The sequence below is a fragment of the Synechococcus sp. RSCCF101 genome, from assembly GCF_008807075.1.
GTDB lineage: Bacteria > Cyanobacteriota > Cyanobacteriia > PCC-6307 > Cyanobiaceae > RSCCF101.
In genome coordinates this window covers 1,708,041-1,723,972 of sequence record NZ_CP035632.1, presented here as the reverse complement: position 1 = coordinate 1,723,972, position 15,932 = coordinate 1,708,041, and the positions used below count along the sequence as shown (strand labels likewise).

15 protein-coding genes, 2 tRNA genes and 3 pseudogenes are annotated in these 15,932 nt (G+C 68.5%); 12 read left to right on the top strand and 8 right to left on the bottom strand.

Features of this window, described 5'->3' with window-relative positions:
- Nucleotide 1 precedes the first annotated feature (1 nt).
- Together ileS and EVJ50_RS08460 are read right to left on the bottom strand one after the other, a co-directional pair.
- Entirely contained in the window at nt 2–2,875 is a 2,874-nt protein-coding gene (ileS, locus tag EVJ50_RS08465) for an isoleucine--tRNA ligase (RefSeq protein WP_225323178.1), read from the bottom strand.
- A 92-nt stretch (nt 2,876–2,967) separates the two neighbouring features.
- Entirely contained in the window at nt 2,968–3,453 is a 486-nt protein-coding gene (locus EVJ50_RS08460) for a hypothetical protein (RefSeq protein ID WP_150883471.1), read from the bottom strand.
- A 61-nt stretch (nt 3,454–3,514) separates the two neighbouring features.
- On the opposite strand from EVJ50_RS08460, the gene EVJ50_RS08455 reads away from it, so the two are divergent.
- Together EVJ50_RS08455 and crtR are read left to right on the top strand one after the other, a co-directional pair.
- Nucleotides 3,515–3,596: transfer RNA gene (locus EVJ50_RS08455), tRNA-Leu, on the top strand.
- Nucleotides 3,597–3,683: 87 nt separating this feature from the next.
- Nucleotides 3,684–4,745 carry a beta-carotene hydroxylase gene (gene crtR / locus EVJ50_RS08450; RefSeq protein ID WP_150883470.1) on the top strand — a complete coding sequence of 354 codons (1,062 nt, stop codon included), beginning with the start codon at nt 3,684–3,686 and terminating at the stop codon, nt 4,743–4,745.
- A gap of 22 nt (nt 4,746–4,767) precedes the next feature.
- On the opposite strand, the gene gatC is transcribed toward crtR, so the two are convergent.
- Together gatC and EVJ50_RS08440 are read right to left on the bottom strand one after the other, a co-directional pair.
- Nucleotides 4,768–5,061: an Asp-tRNA(Asn)/Glu-tRNA(Gln) amidotransferase subunit GatC gene (gene gatC / locus EVJ50_RS08445; RefSeq protein ID WP_150883469.1), complete on the bottom strand. Its 294-nt coding sequence runs from the start codon at nt 5,059–5,061 to the stop codon at nt 4,768–4,770.
- Nucleotides 5,062–5,115: 54 nt separating this feature from the next.
- Nucleotides 5,116–5,863 (bottom strand): annotated as a pseudogene (locus EVJ50_RS08440) (creatininase family protein).
- A 104-nt stretch (nt 5,864–5,967) separates the two neighbouring features.
- On the opposite strand from EVJ50_RS08440, the gene EVJ50_RS08435 reads away from it, so the two are divergent.
- Nucleotides 5,968–6,294, top strand: coding sequence for a DUF6679 family protein (locus EVJ50_RS08435; protein WP_150884955.1), 327 nt, complete (start codon nt 5,968–5,970; stop codon nt 6,292–6,294).
- Between the two features lie 18 nt (nt 6,295–6,312).
- Here EVJ50_RS08435 and EVJ50_RS14610 read toward each other — a convergent pair whose 3' ends face one another.
- Nucleotides 6,313–6,456: a hypothetical protein gene (locus tag EVJ50_RS14610; protein ID WP_191964722.1), complete on the bottom strand. Its 144-nt coding sequence runs from the start codon at nt 6,454–6,456 to the stop codon at nt 6,313–6,315.
- On the opposite strand from EVJ50_RS14610, the gene EVJ50_RS08430 reads away from it, so the two are divergent.
- Together EVJ50_RS08430 and EVJ50_RS08425 are read left to right on the top strand one after the other, a co-directional pair.
- Entirely contained in the window at nt 6,455–7,162 is a 708-nt protein-coding gene (locus EVJ50_RS08430) for a DNA-3-methyladenine glycosylase (RefSeq protein WP_150883468.1), read from the top strand. The genes EVJ50_RS14610 and EVJ50_RS08430 overlap by 2 nt on opposite strands.
- Nucleotides 7,159–8,235 (top strand): aspartate carbamoyltransferase catalytic subunit, encoded by a 1,077-nt coding sequence (locus EVJ50_RS08425; protein ID WP_150883467.1) that lies wholly within the window; start codon nt 7,159–7,161, stop codon nt 8,233–8,235. Before EVJ50_RS08430 ends, EVJ50_RS08425 begins: the two co-directional genes overlap by 4 nt.
- Here EVJ50_RS08425 and EVJ50_RS08420 read toward each other — a convergent pair.
- The 3 genes from EVJ50_RS08420 to EVJ50_RS08410 form a co-directional block, all read right to left on the bottom strand.
- Nucleotides 8,199–8,534 (bottom strand): DUF565 domain-containing protein, encoded by a 336-nt coding sequence (locus EVJ50_RS08420; protein ID WP_150883466.1) that lies wholly within the window; start codon nt 8,532–8,534, stop codon nt 8,199–8,201. The two genes, EVJ50_RS08425 and EVJ50_RS08420, sit on opposite strands and share 37 nt — an antisense overlap.
- 287 nt (nt 8,535–8,821) lie before the next feature.
- The gene (locus tag EVJ50_RS08415; RefSeq protein ID WP_150883464.1) at nt 8,822–9,022 is read right to left on the bottom strand and encodes a hypothetical protein; all 201 of its coding nucleotides are present in this window, start codon (nt 9,020–9,022) and stop codon (nt 8,822–8,824) included.
- A gap of 369 nt (nt 9,023–9,391) precedes the next feature.
- Nucleotides 9,392–9,464, bottom strand: a tRNA-Ala gene (locus EVJ50_RS08410).
- Nucleotides 9,465–9,533: 69 nt separating this feature from the next.
- On the opposite strand from EVJ50_RS08410, the gene EVJ50_RS08405 reads away from it, so the two are divergent.
- The 7 genes and pseudogenes from EVJ50_RS08405 (at nt 9,534) to EVJ50_RS08380 (ending at nt 15,932) form a co-directional block, all read left to right on the top strand.
- Nucleotides 9,534–9,779, top strand: a complete 246-nt coding sequence (locus tag EVJ50_RS08405) for a DUF2555 domain-containing protein (RefSeq protein ID WP_150883462.1) — start codon at nt 9,534–9,536, stop codon at nt 9,777–9,779.
- On the top strand, nt 9,769–11,052 hold the full coding sequence (gene coaBC, locus EVJ50_RS08400) for a bifunctional phosphopantothenoylcysteine decarboxylase/phosphopantothenate--cysteine ligase CoaBC (protein ID WP_150883460.1): 1,284 nt from the start codon (nt 9,769–9,771) through the stop codon (nt 11,050–11,052). Before EVJ50_RS08405 ends, coaBC begins: the two co-directional genes overlap by 11 nt.
- 149 nt (nt 11,053–11,201) lie before the next feature.
- Nucleotides 11,202–12,020 carry a photosystem II manganese-stabilizing polypeptide gene (gene psbO, locus EVJ50_RS08395; RefSeq protein WP_150883458.1) on the top strand — a complete coding sequence of 273 codons (819 nt, stop codon included), beginning with the start codon at nt 11,202–11,204 and terminating at the stop codon, nt 12,018–12,020.
- A gap of 138 nt (nt 12,021–12,158) precedes the next feature.
- Complete coding sequence (gene sat, locus EVJ50_RS08390) at nt 12,159–13,331, top strand: sulfate adenylyltransferase (RefSeq protein ID WP_150883456.1); 1,173 nt, start codon at nt 12,159–12,161, stop codon at nt 13,329–13,331.
- 93 nt (nt 13,332–13,424) lie between these two features.
- Nucleotides 13,425–13,661: pseudogene (locus tag EVJ50_RS15355) on the top strand (ATP-dependent metallopeptidase FtsH/Yme1/Tma family protein); the annotation flags it as partial.
- Between the two features lie 395 nt (nt 13,662–14,056).
- Nucleotides 14,057–15,267: pseudogene (ftsH, locus tag EVJ50_RS08385) on the top strand (ATP-dependent zinc metalloprotease FtsH).
- Nucleotides 15,267–15,932 carry a bifunctional 4-hydroxy-2-oxoglutarate aldolase/2-dehydro-3-deoxy-phosphogluconate aldolase gene (locus EVJ50_RS08380; protein ID WP_150883454.1) on the top strand — a complete coding sequence of 222 codons (666 nt, stop codon included), beginning with the start codon at nt 15,267–15,269 and terminating at the stop codon, nt 15,930–15,932. The pseudogene ftsH and the gene EVJ50_RS08380 overlap by 1 nt, the downstream one beginning before the upstream one ends.

Below are 15,932 nucleotides of genomic sequence, written 5' to 3'. Positions count from 1 at the left end.
GTCATGCCGCTGCGCCCTGACCGGCAGGCGTCATCTGGTGCTGCATCACCTCCCAGCAGCGGTCGCACAGACCCGGATGGTCGCTGTGCCGGCCCACGCTCGGCTCGACATGCCAGCAGCGGTCGCACTTGGTTCCCTCCGCCCGGAACAGGCGCAGCGTCACACCGGGCTCCCTCTGCTCGGCCAGCAGGCCCTCGCCGTCCACTGCTGATCCCGGAGGCTGCCAGGTGAGCTGCGAGACCAGCAGCCAGTCCCGCAGACGGTCGACCTCCGGGTCCCCACGGCGCTCGAGAAGGGCCATCGCCTCGAGCAGCGCGGGCTCCTCCACCACCAGGTGCACGGCCACCTCGAGCGAGGATCCGATCCGCCCCTCGCTCCGGATCGTCTCCAGGGCGCGGTTCACCTGCCCCCGCAGCTCCCGCAGCCGCTGCACCGGTGCCGTCAGCTCCCCGGCGGTCAGCCAGCCGGGGTCGGCCTCGGGCCAGCCGCGCAGGAAGACAGAGCGCTCGGACACCGCATACGGGAGCGACTGCCAGATGTCCTCGGCCATGTGGCTGAGTACCGGCGCGATCAGGCCCGCCAGCTGTTCCAGCATCAGGGCCATCACGGTCTGGCAGCTGCGACGCCGGGGTGCCGCGGCTTCGCTCACATAAAGCCGGTCCTTGGCGATGTCGAGATAGAAGTTGCTCAGATCGACCACGCAGAACTGCTGCAGGGTCTGAACCACATGGAACAGCTCGTGCGTCTCGTAGGCCCGCTGGATGGCGGCGTTCACCTCCGCGCAGCGATGCAGCATCCAGCGATCGAGCAGGGGCAGCGTCTCCGGGGGCACCGCATCGCGCCGTGGGTCGTAGTCGTGCAGGTTGCCCAGCAGATAGCGGGCGGTGTTGCGCAGCTTGCGATACACATCAGCCAGCTGCCGCAGCATCGTCTTTCCGATCGGCACATCGGAGCTGGTGTCCACCGAGCTCACCCAGAGTCGCAGCACATCGGCGCCATAGGCGGGCTCCTGTTTCTGATTGGAGCCGCCCTGGATGATGCGGTTCGGATCCACCACATTGCCCAGGGATTTGCTCATCTTGCGGCCCGTCTCATCGAGCGTGAATCCGTGGGTGAGCACGCGCCGGTAGGGCGCCCGGCCGTTGACGGCCACCGAGGTCAGCAGAGACGACTGGAACCAGCCCCTGTGCTGATCGGAACCCTCGAGAACCAGATCGGCGGGATAGCGCAACCCTTCGCGGTTCGCGCTCACGGCGGCCCAGCTGGAGCCGGAATCGAACCACACATCCATGGTGTCGCTGCCCTTGCGCCATCGCTGCCACTCCCGGTCGTAGGGGGCCGGCAGCAGCACCCGCTCGTCCTCCTCCCACCAGACATCGCTGCCGCGTTCGCGCACCAGCGCCTGCACATGCCGGAGCGTGTCAGCGTTGAGCAGCACCTCACCGGTCTCGCGCTCGTAGAAGACCGGAATCGGCACACCCCAGCTGCGCTGGCGCGAGATGCACCAGTCGCCCCGTTCCCGCACCATGGCTTCGATCCGGTTGCGGCCCGATGCCGGCAGCCACTCCACCTCGGCGATGGCCGCCAGGGCCTGATCGCGGAAGCCATCAAGGGAGGCGAACCACTGCTCGGTCGCCCTGAAGATGGTGGGCTTCTTGGTGCGCCAGTCGTAGGGATAGCGGTGCGCGTAGGGCTGCTCCAGCAGCAGTGCGCCCTCCTCCCTCAGGGCACCGCTGATGGCGGCATTGGCATCCCTGAGCACATTCAGCCCGGCGAAGCGTCCGGCCTCCTCGGTGAGCACGCCGGCCTCGTCGACGGGGCAGAGCATCGGCAGGCCGTGCTTGCTGCCGGTGATGAAGTCGTCGCTGCCGTGCCCGGGGGCGGTGTGCACCAGACCGGTGCCGGAGTCGGTCGTGATGTACTCGCCGCCGAGCACCACAGGCGCCTCCCGCTCGAATAGGGGCAGTCGGTAGCGCGTGCCGGCCAGGGCCTCGCCGCGCACCCGGGCCAGTGGCTGCAGCGGCAGCCCCAGCTGGTCGCGCAGCGCCTCCAGCCGTTCCGCCGCCACGACCAGCAGGGGCTGGCCGTCCCCGCCGCTGCTGATCGCGTACTCGAGCCGGCCGTTGACCGACACCGCCTGGTTCCCGGGCAGGGTCCAGGGCGTGGTGGTCCAGATCGCCAGGGAGAGCTGCTCCGCGAGGTCCTGTCCGTCATCCGGCAGGGTCAGTCCCTGCCCGTCCAGCGCCCGGCGGAGCTCGCCGCTGAGCGCGTGCACCGGGAAGGCCACGAAGACGCTCGGGCTGGTGTGGCCGTCGGGGTATTCCAGTTCGGCTTCCGCCAGGGCCGTGCGGGAGCTCGGGCTCCAGTGCACCGGCTTGAGACCCCGGTAGATGTGTCCGGCCAGCACCATCCGGCCGAACACCTCCAGCTGGGCGGCCTCGTAGCCCCGGTCCAGGGTCAGGTAGGGCTGATCCCATTCGGCCCAGATTCCCCAGCGGCGGAAACCGCTGCGCTGCTGCTCCACCTGCTCCATGGCGTAGGTGGCCGCCTTGCGCCGCAGCTGCACGGGATCCAGGCCGCGCCGCTCCTCGCCCGAGAGGGACTGAAGCACCTTCAGCTCGATCGGCAGCCCGTGGCAGTCCCAGCCCGGCACGAACCGGACCCGACGGCCCCGCATCAGCTGGTACTTGTTGATGATGTCCTTGAGGATCTTGTTCAGCGCATGGCCCATGTGCAGGGCCCCGTTCGCGTAGGGCGGTCCGTCATGGAGCGTGAAGACCGGTCCGCTGTTGTTCCGGCTCAGCTGCCGGTAGATGTCCTGGCTCGCCCACAGCTCCTGCAGCTCAGGTTCCCGCACGGCGGAGTTGGCCCGCATCCCGAAGGAGGTCTTCAGCAGGTTCAGGGTGTCCTTGTAGGAGGCCGGGCTGGCGGTCACGGCAGCGGGGTCAGGCGCAGGAGGGTGGATTATCAGCCCTCGCTCCCGGCCGCCGTCGGCTCCGCCTCCTCCGCGGCGGCAGCACCCTCACCATCCGGCCTCACCCAGCGCCGCACCGGTCGGCTGCGCCGGCGTTCGGCGAGCCACTCCCCCAGGCCGCGCAGCGTGCGTGCGCACGTCCCCAGCGCCAGGGTGATGGATGCGGCCAGCTCGGAGCCGCTGCTGCGCCAGCGCTCACCGGAGCGGAGCCGCTGCTGCTCGTCCTCACTGAGCTGATGCCAGCGGCCGCGGCCGACCTCAGCGCTGAGACGGCCCACCAGAAGCGCACCGCAGATCACAGCGACCATCGGGGAGCCCGTCAGGCGGTCGGCGCTGGTGACCAGGGACAGGCCCAGCACCAGCACAACGGCACCGAGGGCGGGATCGCCGGGCCGGCTCAGCTCTGTCACCAGCAGGGGCAGCAGTAGCAGGAGAAGACCCAGAACCAGGGCCAGGGATCCACTGATCGCGGCGAGCATGGGGCGATCCGGCACCCCCTCATTGTGACGACCCGGGTTCTGCTGCCTACAGTCCTGCGGTGCCCACCTGGCGGAATTGGTAGACGCGCTGGTTTTAGGGTCCAGTGGCCACGGTCGTGGGGGTTCAAATCCCCCGGTGGGCAGTGTTGCGAGGTCGGAAGTCCGGTTGAGGGTCGTGATCTCCGTATGCTGAGAGGCCGAAACACTTCTTCAGAACAGCCCCGTTGCCCATGGTCCGGTCCGTGCTGATCCAGCCCGACGGCGTCGCGACGGACTCCGGAGTCCATGCGGGTTCCTCCCGCGAGGCGGGTGCCTCAGCTCCCGGGGTCCGCTCGCTTCCGCGCTGGCTCCTCGCTCCCCCGGGCCCGTGGAACGTGACGGTGTGGCTGTTCCTGGGCGGCTACGCCCTGGCTTCCCTGGCCATCTACGGCTGGTTCATCGCCGGCTGGCCGCTGCCACTGCTGCTGCTGTTCGGATTCCTGGCCCTGCACCTGGAAGGCACCGTGATCCACGACGCCTGCCACAACGCCGCCCATCCGAACCGCATCCTCAATGCGGTGATGGGTCACGGCGCCGCTCTGCTGCTGGGATTCAGTTTCCCCGTGTTCACGCGGGTGCACCTGCAGCACCACGCCAATGTGAATGATCCAAGGAACGACCCGGACCACATCGTCAGCACATTCGGGCCGTTGTGGTTGATCGCTCCGCGTTTTTTCTATCACGAGTTCTTCTTCTTCCAGCGTCGCCTCTGGCGCCGCTGGGAGCTGCTGGAGTGGGGATTGGCGCGTGGTCTGTTCCTGGCCATTGTTCTGGCCTCGATTCAGCACGGCTTCCTGCCCTTCATCCTCAATTGCTGGTTCGCCGCCGCTCTGATGGTGGGCGTGACTCTGGGGCTGTTCTTCGACTATCTGCCCCACCGACCCTTTCTTTCAAGGAGTCGCTGGCGCAACGCCCGCATCTATCCCGGGCGCCTTATGAACATTCTGATCATGGGTCAGAACTATCACCTGGTTCACCATCTCTGGCCCTCCATCCCCTGGTTTCACTACCGCACCGCTTACCACGCCACCCAGCCTCTGCTGGATGCCAAGGGCTCGCCCCAGCGGCTCGGGCTGTTCGAGAGCCGCTCCGACTTCGCCAACTTTCTCTACGACATCTTTCTCGGCGTCCGCAGCCACAAGCTGCGCCGCAGTCGCCTCAGGCCGCTGGCTCTGCTGATCCCCTCGCCCCGCTGGCGCCGGCTCTGGTTGTCGCTCCTGCACCGCACGGCGGTGTCTCCCGGTCTGCGCTGAGAATCAGCCGGCCCGAGGCCGCTCAACCCAGAATCCGCGGCACCCGGTAGAAGTCCCCTTCCCGCTGGGGGGCCTGGTCGAGCAGATCCTCCCGGATCTCGCCGGCCGGCTCCACCCGATCGTCGCGGCTGACGTTCACCACTTCAACGGCCCGTGTGGTGCAGGGCACGCCCTCTGTGTCGATCGCCTCGAGCTGAGCCACGTAGTCGAGGATCCGCTCCAGCTGGCCGGCGTAGGTGTGGATCCGGTCCTCCGGCAGGTCGAGACGGGCCAGTCCGGCCACTTTGCGCACGTCCTCCTCGCTGATGCGGCTCATGGATGGGGAAGCGGGTGGGCTCAACCTATCGGTGGGGCCGCCGCCACCGGCCTCTCAGGTCTCGGCCGCGAGGAAGGCCTTCAGATCAGCGCTGAGGGCTTCGGCCGCCATCTCCAGCAGTCGCTCGCCGTGTTCGGGCGTGGCCAGGGAGGGGTCCGAGCCCATGCGACCATCCGGGTGCCGCTTCCGGAAGTCCGCCGCGCCATGGATGGGTCCGGCCGGTGCCGGCTCGGGCAGAGGCCGCTGCAGGGCGAGCAGGCCGGGCTCCAGGGCCAGGGTCACGGCGATCTCGCTGGGGGTGGCGTGCTGCCCTTCGCTGTGTCCGTAGAGCCGGCGTGCCTCCTCCATCACCGGCCGGGCCATGAACCAGTTGGCCAGACGGCAGCGCAACCGGGCCGCTCCCGGCAGGCCCCGTGTGGCGGCCGTGGTCTGGGCCTGGGCGAAGGCCGCCTTGCAGGTGGCGATGTTGCCTCCATGGCCGTTGATCACGAAGATCCGCTCGAAGCCGTGGCCGGCGAGGGAGAGGATCAGATCGTGCAGCAGAGCCAGCAGGGTGGTGGGCTGCAGGCTCATGGTGCCGGCGAAGCCGAGGTGGTGCTCTGCCATGCCGTAGGCCTGGGCGGGAGCCACCAGGACCCCGCAGCGGTCGGCAACGGCCAGGCTCACCGCCTCGGCCGTCAGCGCGTCCGTGCCGATGGCGCCCGTCGGGCCGTGCTGCTCGGTGGACCCGAGGGGAGGATCACCCCCGGCAGCGCTCCAGATAGCGCTCCACCTCGGGCCAGCTCTGCAGCGCCAGTCGCATGCTTCCGGTGGGGGGCGGAGCTGGAGCGGCCTCGGGAGTCCTCACGGGCGTTGGATCACTGGAGACCATGATCCCTAGGATTGCTGCGCGCCGGGCCGCTGGCCATGCTGCACCGCAAGCTCTATCGGTACTGCACCGACAAGCAGCCCGTCTGGGTGTTCCTCAGGGATCAGCAGCGCTGGATCGAGGAGGCCGAAGTGGTGGAACTCGAGGGAGACCTCGTCACGCTGCGCTACGACTCGGATGACGACGAGGACGTCCAGCGCTGGGAGGAGAGTGTGCGGCTCGATTCCATTGGTGCCGTGAGCATCCAGCTCGCCAGCTTCAGCCGCCAGGGTCGTCCCGAGGAACTGGAGACGGCGGAGAACTGCCCCGATGCCGAGCAGATTCCCAGCCCGCCGGAACCCGGCTCCCCCGGCGACGGCCGGTGAGGCTGGCGTCGGCCGGCCTCAGTGGGCCGTGCCGTTGCCGTCGTACTGATCGGTGTCGTAGTACCCACCACGCGTGCCGAAGTAGAGCGTGGTCAGACAGAACACCCCGCTCACCAGCAGAAGCACGGTGCCGAGAGTGAAGCCCGAGAGAGCGGCGTTCATGGCAGGGCGGGATCACGGATTCGCTGGGCCCACTCTGGCCGAGCCGGACGCGTCAGTCAGCCCTGCGTGTGCATCACTGCCACGTTCCTTCTTCGCCCGGCCCGCCGAACAGGTGGGGCCGGAGCTGCTCGGCTGCGTGCTGGAGCATCGGCTGCCCGGCGGTGAACGCCGCACCGGTGTGATCGTGGAGACCGAGGCCTACTGCCAGAGCGAGCCGGCCTGCCATGGCCACCGGCGCCGCTCCCCGTCCAACGAGACCCTCTTCGGCGAACCCGGGCGCTTCTACGTCTACGTGAGCTACGGCATCCATCACTGCGTCAACGTGGTCACAGGCCGGTGCGACCAGGCCAACGGGGTGCTGCTGCGGGCGGCGGCCGTGCCGGGCGCACCCGAACGCCTTGCCGCAGGGCCGGCCCTCCTGGCCCGCCACTTCGGCATCGACCGGACCCACGACGGCATGGCAGCGACTGGGAGCCTGCTGCGCATCGCCCCCAGGCCCCCGGCGTTCGTTCAGTGGTGGGACAGTCAGACTCGCTGCGGCCATCCACTGACCGTGACGACCACGCGCATCGGCATCCGTCTGGCCCAGGACCTGCCCTGGCGCTGGTACCTGGCGCCCAGCCGCAGTGTCAGCCGACGCCAGCGGGGTGATCGCACCCCGGCCCGTGCCGCCGCCTGGAGTCCCGACGCGCTGGGCGGCCTGTGAGCGGCTGGCCCCACCACCATCTGATCGATCTGGCCCGCTTCTCCCGGGAGGATTTCGCAACGGTGCTGGGACTGGCGCAGCGCTTCCGCACCCTGCCCGTGAGCGGCGGCCGCAAGCTCCCTGCGCTTCAGGGCCGGCTGGTGACCACGCTCTTCTTCGAACCCAGCACCCGGACGCGCAGCAGCTTCGAACTGGCGGCCCGGCGGCTCTCGGCTGATGTGCAGAGCTTCACTCCCTCCTCCAGCTCCCTCAGCAAGGGGGAAACCCTGTTGGACACCGTGCTCACCTATGTGGCCATGGGTGCGGATGTGCTGGTGGTGCGGCACCGCTGCACCGGCGTTCCCGCCCGTCTGGTGCACCACCTGCGCACGCTGGGAATCCGGGCCAGCGTGCTCAACGGCGGCGATGGTCTCCACAGCCACCCGAGTCAGGGGCTGCTGGATCTGCTGACGCTGGCCCGCCATTTCAATCCCGGCGACCCCGGTCCCCGGGCCCTGGAGGGTCGCCGCATCGCCCTGGTGGGGGATGTGCTGCATTCCCGTGTGGCCCGCTCCAATCTCTGGGCGCTCACGGCCTGCGGTGCCGATGTGGTGCTGTGCGGTCCGCCCACCCTCGTGCCCGACCTCTTCCGTCGTTTCGTAGAGGCACCGCCGCCCGGGCAGCAGGAGGATCCCGTGGCGCGGCGCGGCCGGATCGAGGTGTGCCGCACGCTTGAGGAGGCCCTTCCCGGCGCTGATGCGGTGATGACCCTGCGGCTCCAGAAGGAGCGCATGCGCCAGCATCTCCTCAGCAGCCTGGAGAGTTATCACCGCTGTTTCGGTCTCACCCACGCCCGCCTGCGGCTGTGTGGGGGATCGGCACCGGTGCCCGTGCTCCACCCGGGCCCCGTGAACCGCGGTGTGGAGATGAGCGGCGCGCTGCTGAGCGATCCGGAGCACTCACTCGTGGATGAGCAGGTGCTCAACGGTGTTCCCGTGCGCATGGCTCTGCTGTATCTGCTGGCGGCCAGCGAGGTCGCACAGGGGGCAGCGCTCGATCAGAGCAGCTTGAACCCCTCCAGCAGCAGGCCGTAGAGCACCCCAACCCGGGCCATGTCGAGAAGCTGCAGCGGCAGCCGTCGCCCCTCACGCCTCAGGCCCGGCCTCAGGCGAACCCCGACCTCCAGCAGAGCCACCACAACGAAGGCGCCGACCGGGTCCATCACGGACAGGGCACCGCCCACGGTGCCGAGCGTGGTGCCGACGCCGAAGCCACTGAGCAGCACCACCAGCTGCAGCGAATGTCGGCGCCAGGGGTTCACCGACCAGGCCGCGAACCTGAGGGGCGCTTCACCGAGACTGCGCTCGATGCGTGTGCGTTGCGCGTTCGTCAAGACGAAAGACGTGGCAGGGGGTGAACCTCGGCGATCCCCATCACCCGGCACCGGTCCTGCCTCACCTTTTCTACACCATCAGTGGTGATTGTAGAGAGAACAGACACAACATCTGGTGGGTCCGGTTGTGACTGACTCGGCCAGGTCAATGTCAGCTCCCGCTGGTGACAACACCTCCTGGATGCCAAGCAAAGCGTCGCTCCAGCCGGCTGGCAAGGGACCGGGCTGCGCTGCCGCAGCGCACCTGTGAGGCCGGACTGGTCATGCCGGCCCGGTGATGCCCGGGTTCAGCTGTCGCTGTCCTTGGCCTTGCGACCGCCCTTGCCCTCGAGCAATTCAAGCAGGGCCTCCATCTGCGCCATCACGCCCCGCACTTCGCCGGCTTCCGGAAGCAGGCCGTCCTCCATCACGCCCTGATGCATCTCGCGCAGTTCCTGGCGGATGTAGCGCAGGTGGCTGACCACCTGTTCGCGCTTGGACTGCGACATGGGCACCGTGAGCAGGAGGGTTCTCTTTTACCCCATCGGCCCGATGGCCAGCAGAGCCCTTGTCACCGGTGCCGTCTGCCCCGCGACGGGGCGGACGCCGGGCCGTGGCCAGGCCGATCGCCAGCAGGATCAGGGAAAAGGTGAGGAGTGAGGCGGGACGCACCTGAACCGCAGCGGGCAGCAGCAGGAACAGGGCACTCAGAACAGCCAGTCTCCGGCGACCGCGGGGAAGCAGGGCATGGCCACGGTTCAGTGGCACGGCATCCGGTGATGGACGCCGGTGAGCGATTCAATCGGGCGGGGAATCCGCCTGAGAACGGATGCCGTGACGCCCCACACATCCACAGCCCGGACCAGCTTCGGGTTCAGTGGAGAATAGGGGATTCGAACCCCTGACCTCTGCGGTGCGATCGCAGCGCTCTACCAGCTGAGCTAATTCCCCGTGGCGCGAATGTAGCGCTGCTCGACGCGCCGCCACCTCCATGGCCGATCTGCAAGGCGGGCCATCAGAATGAGTCAGTGCTGTTGTCGATCCGCTTCCGTGACCCAGGCCGCCGCGATCACCCCCGAGCGTCTCGAGGCCTTCGACGAGGAGGCCATCGCGGATCTGGCACGGCGGCTTGAAGAGGATGATTACCCCACCCCCTTCGCCGGACTGGAGGACTGGCATCTGATCCGCGCCCTGGCCATCCACAGGCCCGATCTGGTTCGCCCCTACGTGCACCTGGTGGATCAGGAACCCTTCGATGAGGACTGAGGAGGACCCCTCCCCGCTCTCCCCCTCAGCACCTCCCGCCCGCGATCCTCTCGCCGGACGGCGCATCCTTGTGGGCGTGTGCGGAGGCATCGCCGCCGTCAAGGTTCCCCTGCTGGTCAGCCGGCTCGTCCAGATGGGGGCTCAGGTCCGCTGCCTGCTCACCCCCGGTGCCGAGCGGCTGGTCAGCGCGGCGTCCCTGGCCTGTCTCAGTCGCCACCGCTGCTACCGGGACGAGGATCAGTGGGATCCGATCGAGCCCAGGCCCCTGCACATCGAGCTGGCGGAGTGGGCCGATGCCGTGGTCGTGGCACCCCTCACGGCGACCAGCCTGTCCCGATGGGTGCATGGCTCGGGGGAGGGACTGCTGGCCAGCACCCTTCTGGCCTGCGAGGCCCCTGTGGTGGTGGCGGCGGCCATGAACACCGCCATGTGGACCAGCGATCCGGTGCGCCGCAACTGGCAGGTCCTGGGGGGGATGGCGCGGGTGCTCCCCCTGGGGCCCTCCCCCGGACTGCTGGCCTGTGATCGCGTCGGCGACGGCCGCATGGCGGAACCGGAGGTCCTGATCCTGGCGCTGCAGAGCCTCCTGGCCCACGGTTGGCAGAGGGACTGGCAGGGTCTGCGCCTGCTGGTGAGCGCCGGGCCCACCGTGGAGCCGATCGATGCCGCGCGCGTGATCAGCAATCGCAGTTCCGGACGGATGGGCCTGATGCTTGCCCAGGCCGCCCGCTTTCGCGGCGCCGACGTGAGCCTCGTTCACGGGCCCCTGCAGTTGCCCGATGCGCTGCGGGATGGCCTCCGCTGCGAGGCCGTGGACACCGCGGCCGAGATGGATGTGGCGCTGCATCGGCACCAGCCGGAGGCGGATGCCGTGGTGATGGCGGCGGCCGTGGCCGATCTCCGGCGCGCGGCGCCGTCGCCGCTCAAGGTCCCGAAGCGGTCTCTGATCGACGGCTGGGCCGATGGCTGGGAGCCTGTGCCCGATCTGCTCGCCGGCCTTGTGGCGGCACGGCCCCCGGGCCAGGTGCTGCTGGGGTTCGCCGCCGGAACGGGCGATGTGCGCGAGACCGCATCCCTCAAGCACCGGCGCAAGGGGTGTGACCTGCTCTTCGCCAACCCCATCGATCAGGAGGGCATCGGCTTCGCCGCTCCCGACAACGCGGGCTGGCTGCTGGGTCCGGGAGAGCGGTGTCTGGAGCTGCCCCGCACCGGCAAGCTGAGCCTGGCTCATCAGCTGCTGACCCAATTACGGCGGCTTCTGCCGACCTCCTGAACCGGCACGGAGCGAACAGAGCTCTACAGGTTGTTGAGAGCTTGAGAAGCCCTGCGGGCGAGGCGGAGTCCCACCTGTAGTATCCCGGCTGAGCCTGATCCGGACGCGTCCGATCGGCCCCGATCTCCAGGCCGCGACCGCCTTTCCCTATGAGATTCCGTCCTCTTCTTTCGCTTGCGCTGGCCCTGTGCCTCACGGTTCTCACCGCGTGCGGCGGTGGCTCCGAGGCGAAGGAGCGTTCCAACATCACCTACGAGGACATCGTCAACACCGGTCGCGCCAACGACTGCGCCACCCTGCCGGACTCGGCCCGCGGAGCCATCCCCCTCGAGGCCGGAGGCCGCTACGAGCTGCGGGAAATCTGCATGCATCCCCTTGAGGTGTTCGTGAAGGGCGAGCCCGTCAACAAGCGACAGGAGGCTCAGTTCGTTCCCACCAAGATCCTCACCCGCTACACCTCCAGCCTCGATCAGGTCTACGGCGACCTGGAGGTCACGGCCGACGGCATGGTCTTCACTGAGAAGGGCGGCATCGACTTCCAGCCCATCACCGTTCTGCTGCCCGGCGGCGAGGAGGTGCCCTTCACCTTCTCCAGCAAGCGCCTGCTGGCCTCGGCTGATGGCACCGCCCTCACCACGAGCACGGATTTCAGAGGTGATTACCGCGCTCCCAGCTACAGGACCAGCAACTTCCTCGATCCCAAGGGCCGCGGTCTGACCACCGGCTACAGCAGCGCCGTGGGCCTGGTGCCCGCCGGTGACGACGAGGAGCTCGTCCGTGAGAACGTGAAGCGATATGTGGATGGCACGGGCAGCATGAGCCTCTCCATCACCAAGGTCGATCCGGAGACCAGTGAGTTCGCCGGAGTGTTCACCGCCGTTCAGCCCTCGGATACCGACATGGGCGGGAAGGAGCCCGTTGACGTCAAGATCAGCGGTGAGCTCTACGGACGCCTGGAGGTGCTCTGACGCCTCGCCGCCGGGTCGAGGTGGTCCTGAGCCTCCATGCGTCGTCTCATCAAGCGCTTCCAGACGGCTGTCTGGGACACTGCCCCCAGGGCTGCTGATCCTTCATCCGCTCCCCGCCTCTGACCCCGACCAGACCGCATGTCCGCTTCCTCCGCTCCCACCACCGGCCGGTCCGGCCTGATCGCTCCCTACGGGGGCACTCTGGTCGACTTGATGGTTCCGGCCGAGGACCGGGATGCTGTCAAGGCGTCGGCCACGACGCGGCTGGAGTGTTCCGATCGCAACGCCTGCGATGTGGAGCTCCTGGTGGTCGGGGGCTTCTCGCCTGAGCGCGGCTTCATGCACCAGGCCGATTACGAGTCGGTGGTGCGCGAGCACCGCACCACCAGCGGTCGTCTCTTCGGGCTGCCCCTGGTGATGGACACCGACCGCGAGGACATCGCGGTCGGCGACAGGGTGCTCCTCACCTACAGGGGTCAGGACCTGGCGGTCCTGACCGTCGAGAGCCGCTGGGTTCCCGACAAGGTCCAGGAGGCCCTTGGCTGTTACGGGACGACCTCCCTCGAGCACCCCGCCGTGCGCATGATCGCCATGGAGCGCCGGGCGATCTACCTGGGAGGCGCGCTGCAGGGACTGGAGCTTCCCCGGCGTGTGTTCCCCTGCCGCACCCCCGAGGCCGTGCGCGCCACGCTGCCGGCCGGTGAGGACGTGGTGGCCTTCCAGTGCCGCAATCCCATCCACCGGGCCCACTACGAGCTGTTCACCAGGGCTCTGCACGCCAGCAACGTCAGCGCCAATGCGGTGGTGCTTGTGCACCCCACCTGCGGCCCCACCCAGCAGGACGACATTCCCGGCGAGATCCGCTACCAGACCTATGAGCGGCTGGCGGCTGAGGTCTCCAATCCCCGCATCCGCTGGGCCTACCTGCCCTACTCGATGCACATGGCCGGACCGCGCGAGGCCCTGCAGCACATGATTCTGCGCCGCAACTACGGCTGCACGCACTTCATCATCGGCCGTGACATGGCGGGCTGCAAATCGTCCCTGACCGGCGACGACTTCTACACGCCCTACCAGGCCCAGGACTTCGCGCGGGAGTGTGCCGTGGAACTCGGCATGGAGACCGTTCCCTCCCTCAATCTCGTGTACACCGAGGAGGAGGGCTACGTGACCGCGGAGCACGCCCAGACCCGCGGTCTGCACGTGCGCAAGCTGAGCGGCACCCAGTTCCGCAAGATGCTGCGCAGCGGCGAGGAGATCCCCGACTGGTTCGCCTTCCGCAGCGTGGTCGAGGTCCTCAGGGCCGGCTGAGCGTCGGGGCCATCGGGCCCCGCCCGGCGCGGCAGCAGCCGTTAACATTCCTTTACGACGAGTCCATCCCGTCCTTTTCATCCGGAGGGTCAAGTGAACAAGCGCTGGCGCAACGTGGGGCTCTACGTCCTGCTCGTGGTCGTGATCATCGCCGTGGGCACGGCGTTCCTGGATCGGCCCGACCCCTCCCAGGCCGCCCGCTCCCTCCGCTACAGCGACTTCATCGAAGCCGTTGAGGACAACCAGGTCTCCCGCGTCCTGATCTCCCCGGATCGCGGCACCGCCCAGGTGGTGGAGAGCGATGGTCGCCGGGCCGAGGTGACCCTGGCGCCCGACAAGGATCTGCTCTCCCTTCTGACCCAGCACGATGTGGACATCGCCGTGCAACCCGCGCGTCAGGCCGGTGCCTGGCAGCAGGCGCTCGGCAGCCTGATCGTTCCACTGCTGCTGCTTGGGGGCCTGTTCTTCCTGCTCCGGCGTGCCCAGGGAGGCGGCGGCAACCCCGCCATGAATTTCGGCAAGAGCAAGGCGCGGGTCCAGATGGAACCCGAGACCCAGGTCACCTTCGGCGATGTCGCCGGCATCGAGGGGGCCAAGCTCGAGCTCACCGAAGTGGTGGACTTCCTCAAGAATCCCGATCGCTTCACCGAGGTTGGCGCCAAGATCCCCAAGGGCGTGCTTCTGGTGGGCCCCCCGGAACCGGCAAGACCCTGCTGGCCAAGGCCGTGGCCGGTGAAGCGGGAGTGCCCTTCTTCTCGATCTCAGGCTCGGAGTTCGTCGAGATGTTCGTCGGCGTGGGCGCCAGCCGCGTGCGCGATCTGTTCGAGCAGGCCAAGAAGAACGCGCCCTGCATCGTCTTCATCGATGAGATCGACGCGGTGGGCCGGCAGCGGGGCGCCGGCCTGGGCGGCGGCAACGACGAGCGCGAGCAGACCCTCAACCAGCTCCTCACCGAGATGGATGGCTTCGAGGGCAACACCGGCATCATCATCGTGGCGGCCACCAACCGTCCCGACGTCCTCGACGCCGCACTGATGCGGCCGGGGCGCTTCGACCGCCAGGTGGTGGTGGACCGGCCCGACTACGCCGGACGCCTCCAGATCCTCAACGTCCATGCCCGCGGCAAGACCCTCGCCAAGGACGTCGACCTCGACAAGGTGGCCAGGCGCACTCCCGGCTTCACCGGCGCCGATCTGGCGAACCTCCTCAACGAGGCGGCCATCCTGGCGGCCCGCCATCAGCTGAGCGAGGTGTCCATGGATGAGGTCAATGACGCCATCGAGCGTGTGATGGCCGGGCCCGAGAAGAAAGACCGGGTGATGAGTGAGCGGCGCAAGCGGCTCGTGGCCTACCACGAGGCCGGTCATGCGCTGGTCGGGGCGCTGATGCCGGATTACGACCCGGTTCAGAAGATCAGCATCATTCCCCGCGGCCAGGCCGGAGGCCTCACCTTCTTCACCCCCAGCGAGGAACGGATGGAATCCGGCCTCTATTCGCGGGCTTATCTTCAGAACCAGATGGCCGTGGCCCTCGGCGGTCGGGTGGCTGAGGAGATCGTCTACGGCGAGGACGAAGTCACCACCGGTGCCTCCAATGATCTTCAGCAGGTGGCCAGGGTGGCGCGCCAGATGGTGACCCGCTTCGGCATGAGTGATCGCCTCGGACCCGTGGCGCTGGGCCGGTCCCAGGGGGCATGTTCCTGGGTCGGGACATTGGTGCGGAGCGCGATTTCTCCGAGGACACCGCCGCCGCGATCGATGAGGAGGTGTCGCAACTGGTGGATGTGGCCTACCGCCGTGCCACCGGAGTGCTGACCGGCAACCGGGCCATTCTCGACCAGCTGGCTGATCTGCTGGTGGAGAAGGAGACCGTGGATGCGGAGGAGCTCCAGGATCTGTTGATCCGCAGCGAGGTGCGCGCCGCTGAATACGTCTGATGGAGGCGGCGGCGTCCCTCGTCGCGTCCCTCCGCAGCCAGCCCCTGATCGTGGTGCTTCGCCTGTCCCCGGATTCCGGGGATGGGCTTCACGTGTTTGAGAGGGCGCGGGCTGAGCTGCTGCGGCACCTCACCCTGCTCGCCGAGGCCGGTCTCCGTCATGTGGAGCTGGCCTGGTCCCCCCATCCGCAATGGCCCGAACTGGTGCGTCAGGCGCGCCGGCTCTGCCCGGATGTGCTGCTGGGGGCGGCCTCGATCACCGACCGCCGAGGCCTGGAGGCCGCCTCGGCCTGTGGTCTTCGCTTCGCCATCAGTCCGGTGCTGTGTGCCGATCTGCTGGAGAGGGCCACGGCCCTGGGCCTGCTGCTCGTGCCGGGCGTCTTCAGCCCGAGCGAGGTGCACCGGGCCGTGGCGCTGGGCTGCGCGGTCGTGAAACTGTTCCCGGCCTCGAGCCTCGGCCCGCGGTACTGGTCGCAGCTGGCGGCTCCCCTGGGCTCCCTTCCCTTCTGCATCGCCTCGGGCGGACTCACGCCCGCGGACGTGATCCCCTGGCTGGATGCGGGCGTTGACGCCGTGGCCCTCGGCCGACGCTGGAAAGAGTCCGGCCCTCAGGCTTCCGGCGATCTGCGGGGCCTGCTGGACGCCCTCGAGGCCCGCAGCGGCTGA